Below are 15,738 nucleotides of genomic sequence, written 5' to 3' on the forward strand. Positions count from 1 at the left end.
GGGGTGATGAGCGGGCGTTACCGCGCGCTCACCCTCGGCATCGTCTCCTGCGTGCTGCTGGTCGCGTTCGAGGCCACCGCGGTCAACACCGCCATGCCGGTCGCCGCCCGCGACCTGGACGGACTCGGGCTGTACGCCTTCGCCTTCAGCGGCTACTTCACCGCGAGCCTGCTGGCGATGGTGGTCTCGGGGGAGTGGAGCGACAAACGCGGACCGCTGGGACCGCTCACCGCGGGCATCGGCACCTTCGGCGTCGGCCTGGTCATCGCCGGCACCGCGCAGCACATGTGGGGCTTCGTCGCCGGACGCGCGGTCCAGGGCCTGGGCGGCGGGCTGCTGATCGTGGCCCTGTACGTGGTGGTCGGCCGGGCCTACCCGGAGCGGCTGCGGCCCTCGGTGTTCGCGGCGTTCTCCTCGGCCTGGGTGCTGCCGTCGATCGTCGGCCCGGTGATCTCCGGGACGGTCACCCAGCAGCTGGGCTGGCGCTGGGTGTTCCTCTCCATCCCGGTACTGATCGTGCTGCCGGTCGCGCTGATGCTGCCTCAGCTGCGCCGGTTGCAGGCCGCGGGTGCCCAGGACGCCCCCGACGCCCCCGACGCCGTCCACGCCGCGGCCCCCGGCACCGCGGCCGACGGCACCGCGGCCGACGGCACCGCCACCGACGGCACCGCCGCCACCCCCGGAAGCACCCCCGCCGCCCCGGCCACCGACGGCACCGCCGCCCCCGCCCCCCGCGCCTGGGAGCTGAACCGCCGTCGCATCCTGCTGGCACTCGCCCTCGCCGTCGGCGCCGGGCTGCTGCAGTACGCCGGGCAGCTGCTCGACCTCTACTCCCTGCTCCCCGCCGCGGCGGGGCTGCTGCTGCTCGTCCCCGCCGTCACCCGGCTGCTCCCGCGCGGGACCTTCCGCGCGGCCCGCGGGCTGCCCACGGTGATCCTGCTGCGCGGGATCGCGGCCGGGGCGTTCTTCGCCGCCGAGGCGTTCATCCCGCTGATGCTGGTCACCCAGCGCCACCTCTCGCCGACCCTGGCCGGCGCCTCGCTCACCAGCGGCGGCCTCAGCTGGGCCCTGGGCTCCTGGATCCAGGGACGCTCCTGGGCCGACCGGCACCGCTCGCTGCTGATCCGCTCCGGCCTGCTGATGTCCGCGCTGGCCATCGCCGGAGCCGGTCTTGTGCTGTTCCCGGCCGTCCCCGCGTACGTGGTCGCGCTGTTCTGGACGGTCGGCGGAATGGGCATGGGGCTGACCATCGCCAGCCTCGGGGTGCTGATGCTGAGCCTCTCCGCGGCCGACGACACCGGCGAGAACTCGGCGTCGCTCCAGGTCAGCGACGCGCTCGGGAACGTGCTGCTGACCGGCACCGCAGGGGTGCTGTTCTCGCTGGTCGGGACGGACACGCGCGGCGGCTTCGCGGCGATCTTCGCCACCATGGCCGCCGTCGCCCTCGTCGGCGCCGCCGTCTGTTCGCGGACCCGACCCCGCCGGTAGCGCCGATGACACCGGGCCGACGCACTGCCCCGGTAGGCTTGGCGGGTTGTCCGACGACCGGGCGCCGAGCCGGGCGCCGAGCGGTGTGCGGGTGACGTTCCTGCTGCCGACCCGTGCCGGAGACCGTGAGTACCGCAACCGCATCCCACCAGCCGTCAGCCCACCAGCCGCCGTCGCACCAGCCGACACCGCACCACTCGTCGCTGTCGCCCGCCTTCCCCGGCCGGGCCCCCTGGGGTACCGCCGGGGCGCTGCGCGCCTGGCAGCAGGCGGCGATGGAGCGCTACGTCGAGCAGCAGCCGCGGGACTTCCTCGCGGTGGCGACCCCCGGCGCGGGCAAGACCACCTTCGCGCTGACGCTGGCGTCGTACCTGCTGCACCAGCACGTGGTGCAGCAGATCACCGTGGTCGCGCCGACCGAGCACCTGAAGAAGCAGTGGGCCGAGGCGGCGGCGCGGATAGGGATCCGGCTGGATCCGGGCTACAGCAGCGGGCCGCTGTCCAAGGACTACCAGGGCATCGTGATCACCTACGCCGGGGTCGGGGTGAACCCGATGCTGCACCGGAACCGGGTGGAGCAGCGGAAGACCCTGGTGATCCTGGACGAGATCCACCACGCGGGCGACTCCAAGTCCTGGGGCGAGGCCTGCGCCGAGGCGTTCGAGCCGGCCACCCGGCGGCTGGCGCTGACCGGGACCCCGTTCCGCTCGGACACCAACCCGATCCCCTTCGTCGGCTACGAGGCCGGGAACGACGGGATCAGGAAGAGCGTTGCCGACTTCACCTACGGCTACGGGCACGCGCTGGAGGACCACGTGGTCCGTCCGGTGATCTTCCTCTCCTACAGCGGCAACATGCGCTGGCGCACCAAGGCCGGGGACGAGGTCGCCGCGCGGCTCGGCGAGCCGATGACCAAGGACGCCATCGCCCAGGCTTGGCGCACTGCGCTGGCCCCGCAGGGCGAGTGGATGCCGAATGTGCTGAGGGCCGCCGACAAGCGGCTGACCGAGGTCCGCAAGGGCATCCCGGACGCGGGCGGCCTGGTCATCGCCACCGACCAGAACGTGGCCCGCGCCTACGCCAAGATGATCCGGGAGATCACCGGCGAGAAGGTCACCCTGGTCCTCTCCGACGAGGCCGAGGCCTCGCAGCGGATCACCGACTTCTCCGAGGGCAGCCAGCGCTGGATGGTCGCGGTGCGGATGGTGTCCGAGGGCGTGGACGTGCCCCGGCTCGCCGTCGGCGTCTACGCCACCTCGATCTCCACCCCGCTGTTCTTCGCGCAGGCGGTGGGCCGCTTCGTCCGGGCCAGGAAGCGCGGCGAGACCGCGTCGGTGTTCCTGCCGTCCGTGCCGACGCTGCTGACCTTCGCCAATGAGATGGAGTTGCAGCGCGACCACGTCCTGGACCGGAAGAAGGGCAAGGAGGACGGCCTCTACGACGAGGAGGACGCGCTGCTCGCCGACGCCGAGAAGACCAAGGACGAGGCCGACGGCGGCATGGACGAGCTGCCGTGGGAGGCGCTGGAGTCGGACGCGGTGTTCGACCGGGTGCTCTACGACGGCAAGGAGTTCGGCATGCAGGCGCACGCCGGCTCCGAGGAGGAAGAGGAGTACCTCGGCATCCCGGGCCTGCTGGAGCCGGACCAGGTGCAGATACTGCTGCAACGGCGGCAGACCCGGCAGATCCAGCGCAGCAAGGCCAAACCGGCCGAGCAGGCCGACCTGATCGAGCTGCCCGCCGAGAAGCGTCCGGTGGTCACCCACAAGCAGTTGCAGGAGCTCCGGAAGGAGCTGAACGGTCTGGTCGGCGCCTGGCACCACCGGACCGGCCAGCCGCACGGCACCATCCACAACGAGCTGCGGCGGGTCTGCGGCGGTCCGCTGACGGCGCAGGCGACGGCGGGACAGCTGCAGGCGCGGATCGGGAAGATCCAGGAGTGGGCCACGAAGATCACCTAGAGATCCCGGCGAGGGTCACATAGTGATCGCGGTCGGCGGACTCCCCGGCCGATTGTCCGCTCTTGCCCCGATCCGGTCGGTCGGTTTCAAGGAATCCTGACCGAATTCTGGACAAGCCCTTCCGCAGAGCGGTGCTTCGTCACTAGCGTCCTCCCTCAACGCATCCGGCGGAAGGGGAGCCAGAGCTGTGACCGCCGAGACTTCGCAGACCCTCGACCGTGGGATCAGGGTGCTGAAACTCCTGGCCGACTCGGAACGCGGGCTCACCGTCACCGAGTTGGCGGGGCGCCTGGAGGTCAACCGGACCGTGGTCTACCGCCTGCTGGCCACGCTGGAGCAGCACAGCCTGGTCCGCCGGGACATCGGCGGCCGGGCCCGGGTCGGCCTGGGCGTGCTGCGGCTGGCGCACCGGGTGCACCCGCTGCTGCGCGAGGCCGCGCTGCCCGCGCTGCGGAACCTTGCCGAGGACCTGGGCGCGACCGCCCACCTGACCCTGGTGGACGGCCACGAGGCGCTGGTGGTGGCGGTGATCGAGCCCAGCTGGACCGACTTCCACGTCGCCTACCGCACCGGCCTGCGGCACGGCCTGGACGAGAACGCCGCGGGCCGCGCGATCCTGGCCGCCCGCGCGCTGCCGTACGGGGCCAGACCCGAGCCGCCGTTCGCGGCCACCGGTCCGGCCGCGGCGCACGGCTCCGGGCACGGGGGCGACGGCCTGAACGGTGGCGTGGACGGCGACGTGAACGGCGGTCTGCACCGCGGCCCCGAGGAGCGCTCGGGGGCCTGCGGGGCCGCGGCGGCGCTGCTGGGGCTGAGCGGGATCGAGGGCTGCGTGGGCGTGGTGATGCTCGGCGGGATGGTTCCGGAGCGGGTCGGCCCGCGGGTGGTCGAGGCGGCGACCGAGGTCGCCGAGGCGCTGCGCTGACGGCCCCGCGCCGACGGCCGCGCGGAGCGCTGCGCAGACCGCTGCGTCGAGCGCTCCGCCGTGCGCTCCGCCGTCCGGGTCCAGCGAGCCGATGAGGCCGGTCGGCGGGCGGTGTGTTTTGATGCGCGGTGTGCCGTTCTCTCTGTCTGCGTCCCGCCTGTCGCGCCGCGCCGTCGTCCTGACGGTCTGCACCGTCGTGGTGCTGGCCCTGCTCGGGGTGGCCGGCTTCGCGCCGCTGCCGTTCACGATCATGTACCCGGGGATCACCGCGAACACCCTCGGCAGCTACCCCGACACCCCGGTGCAGCCGGGCCAGTCGGACGGCAAGCCGGTCCCGGTGATCACCGTCACCGGGCACCCGGTCCGGCAGACCGTGGGCCAGCTGCGGATGACCACGATCTCGGCGACCAGCCCGCAGGACTCGGTCAGCCTGCTGGACGCGCTCAGGGCCTGGCCCGCCAAGGACGAGGCGGTGGTCCCGCACAGCGCGGTCTACCCGGCCGGGCAGAACGTCCAGCAGGTGCAGCAGACCAACCAGCAGGAGATGACCGACTCGCAGTCGGCCGCGTCCGCCGCCGCGCTGGGCTTCCTGCACCTGGACCCGGCGCAGGTGAAGGTCACCATCAGCCTCGCCGACGTCGGCGGCCCCAGCGCCGGGCTGATGTTCACCCTGGGCATCATCGACGAGCTGGCCGGGAACGGCAGCGGCAAGGCCGGTGCGGCCGGGGACCTGACCAATGGCGCGATCATCGCCGGGACCGGGGAGATCGACTCCTCCGGGCTGGTGTCCGAGGTCGGTGGGGTCGCGCTGAAGACCAAGGCGGCGGCGGCCTCCAGGGCAACGGTGTTCCTGCTGCCGCGGGCCGAGTGCGGCGACGGCAAGGCCGGGCTCCCGGCCGGGCTGCGGCTGGTCCCGGTGGAGAACCTGACCCAGGCGGTGCAGGCGCTGAACGCGCTGCAGAGCGGGACCGGCACCGTCCCCAGCTGCTGACCGGAGCCCCCGGCGGCTGCCACCGGGGTACCCGACGGCTGCGGCCGGAGCCCCGGCGCTGCTACTTGGGCACCACGAAGTGCTGGTCGATCAGCCACTGCCGGGCCACCGCGCGCGGGTCCTCGCCCTGCACGTCGACCTTGCCGTTGAGATCCTGGGCGACGGTGTTGTCCAGCTTCGCCGAGACCGGGTCCAGCAGCCCCGGGATCGCCGGGTGCTCCCGCACCGCCTTGGTGTACAGCTCCGGGGCTGCGTCGTAGTTGGGGAAGAAGCGCTTGTCGTCGTCCAGCACCGAGAGCTTCAGCGCCGGGATCCGGCCGTCGGTGCTGTAGACGTCGCCGAGCAGGCAGGACTTCCCGGCGGCGACGGTGGTGTAGACGATCCCGGCGTCCATGGTCCGCAGGTTGGACTTGGGGATCTGCATCCCGTACGCCTTCTCCATCCCGGTCAGCCCGTCGTCGCGGACACCGAACTCGTTGTCGACGCACAGGGTGACCGCGGACGGGTTCGACTTCGACAGCGCGGCGACGTCGGAGAGGTTCTTCAGGTGGTACTTGGCGACCGCGGCGGCGTTCCCGGCCAGGGCGTAGGTGTCGTTCAAGCGGGACTGCGGCAGCCAGGTCAGCCCGTTCTTGACGTCGGCGTCGCGGACGGCCTGCCACTGCCGCTGCGGGTCGGGGATCGGCTTGGTGTTGCCCAGGTAGGTGATCCAGGCCGTCCCGGTGTACTCGTACATCCCGTCGGCGGTGCCGGAGACGATGGCCTGGCGGGCGCCGATGGAGCCGGAGATGTTGGTCCGGTCGATCACGGTGGCCCCGGCGGCGGTCCAGACCAGGCCCATCATCTCGGCCAGGATCACGTTCTCGGTGAAGTTCTTGGAGGCGATGGTCAGCGTGACGCCCTTCAGCGGCAGCCCCTGCCCGAGGGTGCCGGGGCCGACGTCGGAGGGGATCACCGTGCCGCTGTGCAGCCCGCAGCCGGCCAGCGGGACGGTCGTCAGCAGCGTCGCCGCGGCCAGCGCGGCCCGGCGGACCGGACGGCGTCGGGCCGGCCGCTCCGCGCTCCGGGCCGGCCCTGCGGTACGCACCGCCGTGAGCACGGGCGTCACCACCGTGCCGCCTCCCGTGCCGTCAGCCGCGCGTCCTGTGCCGCCGCCCGTGCCGACCGCGGTCACTGCCGGACCTCCAGTCCGCGCGGGCTCAGCTCCAGCTCGGCCAGGGACGCCAGCCAGTCCACCAGCAGCGCCAGACACACCGTCAGGATCGCGCCGACGATCAGCACCCGGGTGCGCTGGGTGGTGATCCCCGCGGTGATCAGGTTGCCCAGCCCGCCGCCCCCGGCGAACGCGGCCAGGGTGCCGGTGCCGACATTGAGGATCAGCGCGGTGCGCACCCCGGCCAGGATCAGCGGCACCGCCAGCGGCAGTTCGACCCGGCGCAGCACCCCCAGCGGGGACATGCCGATGCCCCGGGCCGCGTCCAGCAGGGTGGGATCGATGGCGCGCAGCCCCGCCATGGTATTGCTGAGCACCGGCAGCACCGCGTAGGCGACCATGCCGATCAGCGCGGTGCGGGCGCCGATGCCCAGCCAGATGGTGAGCAGCGCCAGCAGCCCGATCGCCGGGGTGGCCTGGCCGAGGTTGGCCAGCGCGACCGCGAACGGCACGCCGCGGCGGGCGAACCGCCGGGTCAGCAGGATGCCCGCGGGCAGCGCGATCACCAGGACGAAGAAGGTGGACTCCGCCGTCAGCACCACCTGCTGCCAGACATAGAGCCGGACCTGGCCGCCGTCCAGCGAGGTGCGCTCGATCGAGTCCAGGTCGGCGTGGGTGATCCAGAGGTAGGTGCCGAGCAGCAGCGCCGCCAGCACCAGCGGGGTGACCAGCAGCTTCCGCAGGGTGATCCGGCTGGTCCAGCGGCGCCGGCCGGTGGCCGGAGCGGGCCCGGGTTCGAGCCCGGACGAGGGGGAGGACGGGGGGACCGGCGCGGGCGCCTCGGTGCTGGTGCTCACTGGTGCTCGCCTCCGCCGCCGCCGGCATAGCCTTCCAACTCCTCGTCGACCCGGGAGTGCTGCTCCTCGCGGTGCTCCAGGGCGGTCAGCCGGTCCGCCTCCAGCAGCTCGTGCACCGAGTTGAGCAGGGTCTCCATGTCGACCACGCCGACGTACTCGCCGCGCCGGCCGGTGACCGCGACCCGGCCGCCGCTGTCGGTGAGCACCGCCTCCAGCGCGTCGCGCAGGGTGGCGTCGCGGCTGACGGTGTGGTTCACCAGCGCCCCGGCGCGGGCCAGTGAGCCGCGGGCACGCATCAGGTCGCCGCGGCGCAGCCACTTGTACGGGCGTCCGCGCCGGTCCAGCAGCAGGATCTCGTTGGCCCCGCCGCTGCGGAACCGGTCGAACAGGTCCTGCAGCGGCTCGTCCACGGTCACCGAGGGGAAGTCGGCGGTGCCGACGTCGCGGACCCGGGTCAGGTTGAGCCGTTTGAGCGCCGCGCCCGCGCCGACGAAGCCGGAGACGAAGTCGTCGGCCGGGTTGGTGAGGATCGCCTCGGGGGTGTCGAACTGGGCGATGTGGGACTGCTCGCGCAGCACCGCGATCCGGTCGCCGAGCTTGATCGCCTCGTCGAAGTCGTGGGTGACGAAGACGATGGTCTTGTGCAGTTCGTGCTGCAGCCGGATCAGCTCGTCCTGGAGGTGGTCCCTGGTGATCGGGTCGACCGCGCCGAACGGCTCGTCCATCAGCAGCACCGGCGGGTCGGCGGCCAGCGCGCGGGCCACGCCGACGCGCTGCTGCTGGCCGCCGGAGAGCAGCCGCGGGTAGCGGTCGTGGAACTCGCGGGCGTCCAGGCCGACCAGGTCGAGCATCTCCTCGACCCGCTCCCTGATCCGCTGCTTGCCCCAGCCGAGCATCCGCGGCACCTGGGCGATGTTCTCGGCGACGGTGAGGTGCGGGAACAGGCCGGAGGACTGGATCGCGTAGCCGATCCGGCGGCGCAGCCGGACCGGGTCGATGTCGGTGACGTCCTCGCCGTCGATCCGGATCCGGCCCGAGCTGGGCTCGATCAGCCGGTTGATCATCCGCAGGGTGGTGCTCTTGCCGCAGCCGGACGGGCCGACCAGGATCACCGTCTCCCCGGCGGCGATCTCCATGCTGACCGCGTCCACCGAGGGCGCGGGGTTGCCCGGGTAGCGCTTGGTCAGGTTCTCCAGCTCGATGGTGGCGCCGGTGACCGGGGCGCTGTTGGTGATCGGCGGCGGCTGGAAGGCGGTGGACGGGTTGGCTGAGTCAGGCACGGATACCCGCCGATACGGTCAGGCGCCCCAGCAGGACCAGGGCGGCGTCGAACAGGAGGGCGAGCACCACGATGCCGAGCGTTCCGGCGAGCACCTCGTTGAGCGCGTTGGCGCTGCCGAGGCTGGCGATGCCGGAGAAGATCTCGTTGCCGAGGCCGGGCCCGGAGGCGTAGGCGGCGATGGCCAGGATGCCCATGCTCATCTGGGTGGAGACCCGGACCCCGGCCAGGATGGTCGGCCAGGCGATCGGCAGCTCCACCTTCGCCAGCCGGGCGATCCCGGTCATCCCGATCCCGCGGGCGGCGTCCACCAGGGCCGGGTCCACCCCGCGCAGCCCGACGATGGAGTTCCGCACGATCGGCAGCAGCGCGTACAGCACCAGCGCGGTGACGGTGGGCGGGACGCCGAGGCCGAGCACCGGGATCAGCAGCCCGAGCAGCGCGTACGAGGGGATGGTCAGCACGGTGCCGGTGGCGAGGGTGGCCAGCCGTCCGGCCCGGTCGCTGCGGTAGGTCAGCGCGCCGATGGCGACGCCCAGCAGCACCGCCACCACCATGCACTGGAACACCGCGCTGGCGTGCTGGTAGGTGTCGCTCAGCAGCTGCTGCTGGCGGCTGCTGACGTAGTCCCAGAAACTCACCGGTGGTCAGCACTCCCTGGTCGTCGGGTGGTTCAGTCCCCGGCGGCCTGCCGTACCAGGGGGAGGACCCGGAACGGGACCGGGTTCTCCAGGGCGATGGCGGTGGAAGCCCGCACAATCCCATCAAAACCCACAACCCGGTCGATCACCCGCTGGAGGTCGGCGTTGGAGCGGGCCACGATCCGGCAGAGCATGTCGCCCTGCCCGGTGATGGTGTGCAGCTCCAGCACCTCGGGGACGGAGGCCAGGTGGGCCCGTACGTCGCTGCCCTGGCCCTGGGAGATCTCCAGGGTGGCGAAGGCCGTCACCGGGTAGCCGAGCCCGGCCGGATCGAGCTGCGGGGCGAAGCCGCGGATCACCCCGTTGGCCCGCAGCCGGTCGAGTCGGGCCTGCACCGTCCCGCGGGCGACGCCGAGCCGGCGCGAGCACTCCAGCACCCCGGGGCGCGGGTCCTCGGCCAGCAGCACCAGCAGGGACGAGTCGAGCGGGTCGATGCCGGACACGGGGCCTCCGAGGGTGTACAGATTGTCCAGTCATCATCGCCGCTGACTGGTCCTGCTGTACAGCATGTGCAGCGATTCGCGGCACAGTTGCGCAGCCGCCGGATCGGCGCGACGGTACCCGCACCACCACTACTTCGCTCTCGGAGGCCGTCATGGGTGACCTGTTCCCGGTCAAGGGCATGGACGCGATCGTCTTCGCCGTCGGCAACGCCAAGCAGGCCGCGCACTACTACTCCACCGCGTTCGGGATGCGCCTGGTCGCCTACTCGGGCCCGGAGACCGGCGAGCGGGAGACCGCCTCCTACGTGCTGGAGTCCGGCGGCGCCCGGTTCGTGTTCAGCTCGGTGGTCAAGGCCGCCACCGAGCACGGCGTCTTCCTGGCCCAGCACGTCGCCGCGCACGGCGACGGCGTGGTCGACCTGGCCATCGAGGTCCCGGACGTGCACGCCGGCTACGCCTACGCGGTGGAGCACGGCGCGACCGGCCTGGTCGAGCCGTACGAGCTGAAGGACGAGCACGGCACGGTGGTGCTGGCGGCCATCGCCACCTACGGCGAGACCCGGCACACCCTGGTCGACCGCAGCGGCTACGACGGCCCCTACCTGCCCGGCTACGCGGCCAGGACGCCGCTGGTGGAGCCGCCGGCCCGGCGCTTCTTCCAGGCGGTGGACCACTGCGTCGGCAACGTCGAGCTGGGCAAGATGGACACCTGGGTGTCCTTCTACAACCAGGTCATGGGCTTCACCAACATGAAGGAGTTCGTCGGCGACGACATCGCCACCGAGTACTCGGCGCTGATGTCCAAGGTCGTCGCGGACGGCAGCCGCAAGGTCAAGTTCCCGCTGAACGAGCCGGCCGCGGCGAAGAAGAAGTCGCAGATCGACGAGTACCTGGAGTTCTACGGCGGCCCCGGGGTCCAGCACCTGGCGCTGGCCACCAACGACATCGCCGCCACGGTCCGGGCGATGCGGGCGGCCGGGGTGGAGTTCCTGGACACCCCGGACTCCTACTACGACACCCTGGGCGAGTGGGTCGGCGAGACCCGGGTCCCGCTGGACGAGCTGCGCGAGCTGAAGATCCTGGCCGACCGGGACGAGGACGGCTACCTGCTGCAGATCTTCACCAAGCCGGTCCAGGACCGGCCCACGGTGTTCTTCGAACTGATCGAGCGTCACGGCTCGATGGGCTTCGGCAAGGGCAACTTCAAGGCCCTGTTCGAGGCCATCGAGCGGGAGCAGGAGCGCCGCGGCAACCTCTGACCGGACGGCACCCGCCGCCGCGCGCAGCGGATGCGATGACGGCATGTCAGATCTAGCCTGAGGAAATGATCACTCGTCGCCTTCTCGCCCTCGCGGCGGTTCCCGTGCTCGTCGCCCTCCTGGCAGGCGCCTCCCAGGGGGGCGGCGCCACGCCCGGCGCGGCCGGCGCCGGGGACCCGTACTTCCCGCAGTCGGGGGACGGCGGCTACCACGTCGTCCACTACGGGCTCAGCCTCGGCTACACGCCCGCGACCGGGAAGCTGGCCGGGACCGCGGTGCTGACCTCGACCGCGACCCAGGACCTCAGCGCCTTCGACCTGGACCTGTCCGGACTGACCGTCAGTGCGGTGGTGGTGGACGGCAGCGCGGCGCACTTCACCCAGAGCGGGGTGAAGCTGCTGGTCACCCCGGCGGCGGCGATCGACAGCGGGAGCAGCTTCCGGACCACGGTGACCTACGCCGGCAAGCCCGCGCCGGTCACCGACCCGGACGGCTCCGCCGACGGCTGGATCACCCAGCCGGACGGCTCGTCCTTCGTCGCCGGGGAGCCGCAGGGCGCGATGACCTGGTTCCCGGCCAACGGCCACCCGCTGGACAAGTCGGCCTACGACATCGCCGTCGCGGTCCCGCACGGCTGGACCGCGGTCTGCAACGGACGCCTGGTCAGCCAGCGGGACGAGGGCAGCAGCACGGTCTTCGCCTGGCGCGAGAGCCGCCCGACCGCGGCTGCCCTGGTCACCGCGAGCGTCGGGAAATTCCAGGTCAGCCAGGACTGGACCGCCTCCGGGCTGCCGGTCTACAACGCCGTGGACCCGCGCGAGGCGGCGGCTGCCGCGCCGGTGCTGGCCCAGCTGCCCGAGGTGGTCACCTGGGAGAGCCGGATGTTCGGCCGCTACCCGTTCGACTCGGCCGGGGCGATCGTCGAGCACGCCCCCTCGGTCGGCTTCGCGCTGGAGACCGAGTCCCGGCCGATCTACGACCGGGCGCCGGACATCGACACCCTGGTCCACGAGACCGCGCACCAGTGGTTCGGCGACTCGGTCAGCCTGACCAGTTGGAAGGACATCTGGCTGAACGAGGGCTTCGCCACCTACGCCGAGTGGCTCTGGGACGCCCAGCACGGCGGCCCCACCACCGCCGCGCGGTTCGCCGCCGCCTACGCCCTCCCGGCGTCCGCCGACCTCTGGTCCCACCCCGCCGCCGACCCGGGCGGCGCGGCGCGGCTGTTCGGCACCCCGGGCTACGAGCGCGGCGCGATGGTGCTGGAGAAGCTCCGCGAGACGGTCGGCGACCCGGTCTTCTTCTCCGTCCTGCGGACCTGGGCCACCGATCACCGCTACGGTCACGGCGACACCGCCCAGTTCGTCGCGCTCAGCCGGAAACTGGCGCCCGGCAGCGCCAAAGCACTGGACGCGCTGTTCGCGACATGGCTGTATGGCCAGGGCAAGCCCGCACAGCCGTAGCCCACGTGTTCGAGAGGTGCGTACCGCCATGAGCGACCTGGCCGACCTGCTGAGGGAAGGGCTGCCCGAGGCGGCCGTCGTCACCGATCCCGACGTCACGGCCGCCTATCGGCAGGACATGGCCGGGTTCTGCGCCAGCGGGGCCCCGGCGGTACTGGTCTTCCCGGACACGGTCGAGCAGGTGCGGCACGTGCTGCGCTGCGCCACCGCGCTGCGGGTGCCGGTGGTGCCGCAGGGCGCGCGGACCGGCCTGTCCGGGGCGGCCAACGCCGTGGACGGGTGCATCCTGCTGTCGCTGGTGCGGATGAACCGGATCCTGGAGATCGACCCGGTGAACCGGACCGCCGTGGTCGAGCCGGGCGTGGTCAACGCCGCGCTGTCGCGCGCGGCCGGGGAGCACGGCCTCTGCTACCCGCCGGACCCGTCCAGCTGGGAGAGCTGCACCATCGGCGGCAACATCGGCACCGCCTCCGGCGGGCTCTGCTGCGTCAAGTACGGCACCACCAGCGAGTACGTGCTCGGCCTCGACGTGGTGCTGGCGGACGGCCAGCTGCTGCGGACCGGGCGGCGCACCGCCAAGGGGGTGGCCGGCTACGACCTGACCCGGCTGCTGGTCGGCTCCGAGGGCACCCTGGGTGTGGTGGTCGGTGCGACCCTGGCGCTGCGGCCCACCCCGCCGCCGCAACTGGCCCTGGCCGCGGAGTTCCCCAGCACCGACGCGGCCTGCGCGGCGGTCTGCGCGGTGATGGAGGCCGGGTTCACCCCCTCGCTGATGGAGCTGATGGACACGGTCTCGGTCCGGGCCGTCAACGCGATGGCGCAGATGGGCCTGCCGGACTCCACCGCGGCGCTGCTGCTGATCGCCTTCGACAGCCTGGACCCGGTCGCCGACCTGGCCGCAGCGGGGGAGCTGTGCACCGCCGCCGGGGCCACCGAGGTGGTCCCGGCCGCCGACAGCGCCGAGTCCGAACTGCTGCTGCAGGCCCGGCGGCTGTCGCTGACCGCGATGGACCGGCTGGGCACCACCATGGTCGACGACGTCGCCGTCCCGCGGACCGCGCTGGCCGCGATGATCAACGGCACCGCCGAGATCGCCGAGCGCTTCGACCTCACCATCGGCGTGGTCGCCCACGCCGGGGACGGCAACACCCACCCGGTGGTGGTCTTCGACGCCGACGACCCGGAGGAGTCGGCCCGCGCCCGGGAGTCCTTCGACGCGATCATGGCCCTGGGCCTGGCCCTGGGCGGCACCATCACCGGGGAGCACGGCGTCGGCCTGCTCAAGCGCGACTGGCTGGCCGAGGAGTTGGGCCCGGTCGGCCTGGAGCTGCAGCGCCGGGTCAAGGCCGCGTTCGACCCGATGGGCCTGCTCAACCCGGGCAAGGTGCTGTAGTAGTTTGCTCACCGACACTCGCACGGATGTGCGGTGGGGAGAGTGGGGGACACCGTGCTGAAGAGGACTGCCCGAATCCTGGCGGCGGGGACGGCGCTGCTCGGCGTCCTCGCCGGGACGCTGACCGGGGCCACTACCGCCTCGGCCTCCAGCGTGACCGGGAGCCGTTGCCCCAACGGCGACTTCTGCCTCTTCTCCGGTGCCGGCGGCACCGGGACGGTGTCGATCTACCACAGCAGCCAGAGCGACTTCGGCACGGCCGGCACCAAGGCCAGGTCCTGGGCCAACCGGACCACCTCGTACGCCACCATCTTCCCCGGGACCGGGTACTCGGCCCCGGCGGGCAGTAAGTACGGGTCGGACAGCAATCCGCCGGCCGAGGGAGCGGACGAGTTCGCCTGGGGCGACACCTCGGTCGTCACCGGGATGACCGGTCACGTCGGGTCGGTGCGGCTCGCGCCGACCGGGCACGAGGCCGACACCGGCCAGCAGTACATCGACTGGTACTCGCCGCAGGTGTCCTCGACCCCCACCCCGCACAGCTTCGGCTCCTTCCTGGGCGACGGCCAGAGCGAACTGCTGATGCGCTCGGTCGAGGGGAACCTGTGGCGGCTCGACGTCGACGGCTCGGTGAAGAACCTGGGCACCGGCTGGAACGGCATGACCGCGCTGGTCCGGCACGGCGACTTCAACGGCGACGGCCGCGAGGACGTCATCGCCCGGGACGCCAAGGGCAACCTGTGGCTCTACCCCGGCAACGCCCAGGGCACCCTGAGCTCCCGTCACCCGCTGGGGGTGCAGTGGAACGGGATGACCGCGCTGGTCGGCATCGGCGACCTGACCGGGGACGGCCGCAACGACCTGGTGGCCAGGGACGCCAAGGGCAACCTCTGGATCTACCCCGGCAACGCGCAGGGCACCCTGAGCTCCCGTCACGCGCTGGGCACCGGCTGGAACGGGATGACCTCGCTGGTCGGCGCCGGCGACCTGAACGGCGACGGCAGGCCGGACCTGGCCGCCAGGGACAGCAAGGGCAACCTGTGGCTGTACCCGGGCACCGCCACCGGCGTGCTCGGCGCACGGCACCTGATCATCAGCGGGGTGCCCCAGTCCGCCCGGTTCTTCGCGGTCGGCGACGTGGACGGGGACGGCCGCAACGACCTCTACTCGGTGACCGCCCCGGTCCTCAGCCTGTTCTCCGGGACCGGCAAGGGCACGCTGACCCACAGCAGGACGGCCTGGAACCAGTACATGGCGATCGACCCGCGCGAGCTGTACTTCTGACCGGCCGTCGGCTCAGGTCTGGACCGTCGGCGGGTGGCCGTTCCAGGTGACGTAGAAGACCGAGTCGGTGCCGTCGTCCTTCTCGAAGTCGACCCGCAGCCAGGTCGGCTGGGACCAGGTGTGGACCGACCAGCCCGGGTCGGGGGTGGCGGTGACCAGGTGGGCCGAGGTCGCGCCCATCGCCACCACGATCAGCCCGCCGGGCCGGGTGAAGCTCTGCACCGCCTCGGACGGCGAGGCGGGCGGCGCGGCGGGGGCGGCCGGGCCCGACGGCTGCGCATGCGCGGTGCGGGCGGCGGTCGGCCCGGCGTCAGGGGTGGGCGAGGCCGAGGGCGTCTGCGCCGGAGTGCCGATGGAGGTCGGCGGCGGGGGCGGGGGCACCGTGGCGGGCACGGTCACCGCGACCACCAGGGTCTGCGGCTGACCGGCCGAGTCGTCCGCCAGGACGCTGTGCACGCCGAACCAGGACACCGAGACCGCTGCCGCGGTCGCCGCTGCCCACGCCCCTGCCCGGACCAGACCCATGCGCACGGGAACAGTA

General features: G+C 72.5%; 14 protein-coding genes. 8 read left to right on the top strand and 6 right to left on the bottom strand.

Features of this window, described 5'->3' with window-relative positions; genetic code table 11:
• Window positions 1-6 precede the first annotated feature (6 nt).
• From ACEZDE_RS22155 to ACEZDE_RS22170, 4 genes are all read left to right on the top strand, one after another.
• Window positions 7-1,488 (top strand): MFS transporter, encoded by a 1,482-nt coding sequence (locus tag ACEZDE_RS22155; RefSeq protein ID WP_380538634.1) that lies wholly within the window; start codon window positions 7-9, stop codon window positions 1,486-1,488.
• Window positions 1,489-1,691: 203 nt separating this feature from the next.
• On the top strand, window positions 1,692-3,449 hold the full coding sequence (locus tag ACEZDE_RS22160) for a DEAD/DEAH box helicase (RefSeq protein WP_380538636.1): 1,758 nt from the start codon (window positions 1,692-1,694) through the stop codon (window positions 3,447-3,449).
• Between the two features lie 187 nt (window positions 3,450-3,636).
• Window positions 3,637-4,374: an IclR family transcriptional regulator gene (locus ACEZDE_RS22165; RefSeq protein ID WP_380538497.1), complete on the top strand. Its 738-nt coding sequence runs from the start codon at window positions 3,637-3,639 to the stop codon at window positions 4,372-4,374.
• 121 nt (window positions 4,375-4,495) lie between these two features.
• Window positions 4,496-5,365, top strand: a complete 870-nt coding sequence (locus tag ACEZDE_RS22170; protein ID WP_380538499.1) for a hypothetical protein — start codon at window positions 4,496-4,498, stop codon at window positions 5,363-5,365.
• Between the two features lie 61 nt (window positions 5,366-5,426).
• Here ACEZDE_RS22170 and ACEZDE_RS22175 read toward each other — a convergent pair whose 3' ends face one another.
• The 5 genes from ACEZDE_RS22175 to ACEZDE_RS22195 form a co-directional block, all read right to left on the bottom strand.
• A complete protein-coding gene (locus tag ACEZDE_RS22175) occupies window positions 5,427-6,383 on the bottom strand; it encodes a glycine betaine ABC transporter substrate-binding protein (protein ID WP_380538638.1) in 957 nt (318 codons plus the stop codon).
• Between the two features lie 152 nt (window positions 6,384-6,535).
• On the bottom strand, window positions 6,536-7,375 hold the full coding sequence (locus ACEZDE_RS22180; RefSeq protein ID WP_380538501.1) for an ABC transporter permease: 840 nt from the start codon (window positions 7,373-7,375) through the stop codon (window positions 6,536-6,538).
• Window positions 7,372-8,610, bottom strand: coding sequence for a betaine/proline/choline family ABC transporter ATP-binding protein (locus ACEZDE_RS22185; RefSeq protein WP_380538639.1), 1,239 nt, complete (start codon window positions 8,608-8,610; stop codon window positions 7,372-7,374). The genes ACEZDE_RS22180 and ACEZDE_RS22185 overlap by 4 nt, the downstream gene beginning before the upstream one ends.
• A 37-nt stretch (window positions 8,611-8,647) precedes the next feature.
• Window positions 8,648-9,295 carry an ABC transporter permease gene (locus tag ACEZDE_RS22190; RefSeq protein ID WP_380538503.1) on the bottom strand — a complete coding sequence of 216 codons (648 nt, stop codon included), beginning with the start codon at window positions 9,293-9,295 and terminating at the stop codon, window positions 8,648-8,650.
• A 32-nt stretch (window positions 9,296-9,327) separates the two neighbouring features.
• Window positions 9,328-9,798, bottom strand: coding sequence for an Lrp/AsnC family transcriptional regulator (locus tag ACEZDE_RS22195; protein ID WP_380538505.1), 471 nt, complete (start codon window positions 9,796-9,798; stop codon window positions 9,328-9,330).
• Between the two features lie 152 nt (window positions 9,799-9,950).
• Here ACEZDE_RS22195 and hppD point away from each other — a divergent pair, with 152 nt between their 5' ends.
• From hppD to ACEZDE_RS22215, 4 genes are all read left to right on the top strand, one after another.
• Window positions 9,951-11,057, top strand: coding sequence for a 4-hydroxyphenylpyruvate dioxygenase (gene hppD, locus ACEZDE_RS22200; RefSeq protein ID WP_380538507.1), 1,107 nt, complete (start codon window positions 9,951-9,953; stop codon window positions 11,055-11,057).
• A gap of 65 nt (window positions 11,058-11,122) precedes the next feature.
• On the top strand, window positions 11,123-12,520 hold the full coding sequence (locus ACEZDE_RS22205) for a M1 family metallopeptidase (protein WP_380538509.1): 1,398 nt from the start codon (window positions 11,123-11,125) through the stop codon (window positions 12,518-12,520).
• Window positions 12,521-12,548: 28 nt separating this feature from the next.
• Complete coding sequence (locus tag ACEZDE_RS22210) at window positions 12,549-13,913, top strand: FAD-binding oxidoreductase (protein WP_380538511.1); 1,365 nt, start codon at window positions 12,549-12,551, stop codon at window positions 13,911-13,913.
• A gap of 54 nt (window positions 13,914-13,967) precedes the next feature.
• A complete protein-coding gene (locus ACEZDE_RS22215; RefSeq protein ID WP_380538513.1) occupies window positions 13,968-15,197 on the top strand; it encodes an FG-GAP-like repeat-containing protein in 1,230 nt (409 codons plus the stop codon).
• A 12-nt stretch (window positions 15,198-15,209) separates the two neighbouring features.
• On the opposite strand, the gene ACEZDE_RS22220 is transcribed toward ACEZDE_RS22215, so the two are convergent.
• Entirely contained in the window at window positions 15,210-15,722 is a 513-nt protein-coding gene (locus ACEZDE_RS22220) for a hypothetical protein (RefSeq protein WP_380538640.1), read from the bottom strand.
• Window positions 15,723-15,738 lie beyond the last annotated feature (16 nt).

Origin of the sequence: Streptacidiphilus cavernicola, from assembly GCF_042510955.1 — a bacterium.
Lineage (GTDB): Bacteria > Actinomycetota > Actinomycetes > Streptomycetales > Streptomycetaceae > Streptacidiphilus > Streptacidiphilus cavernicola.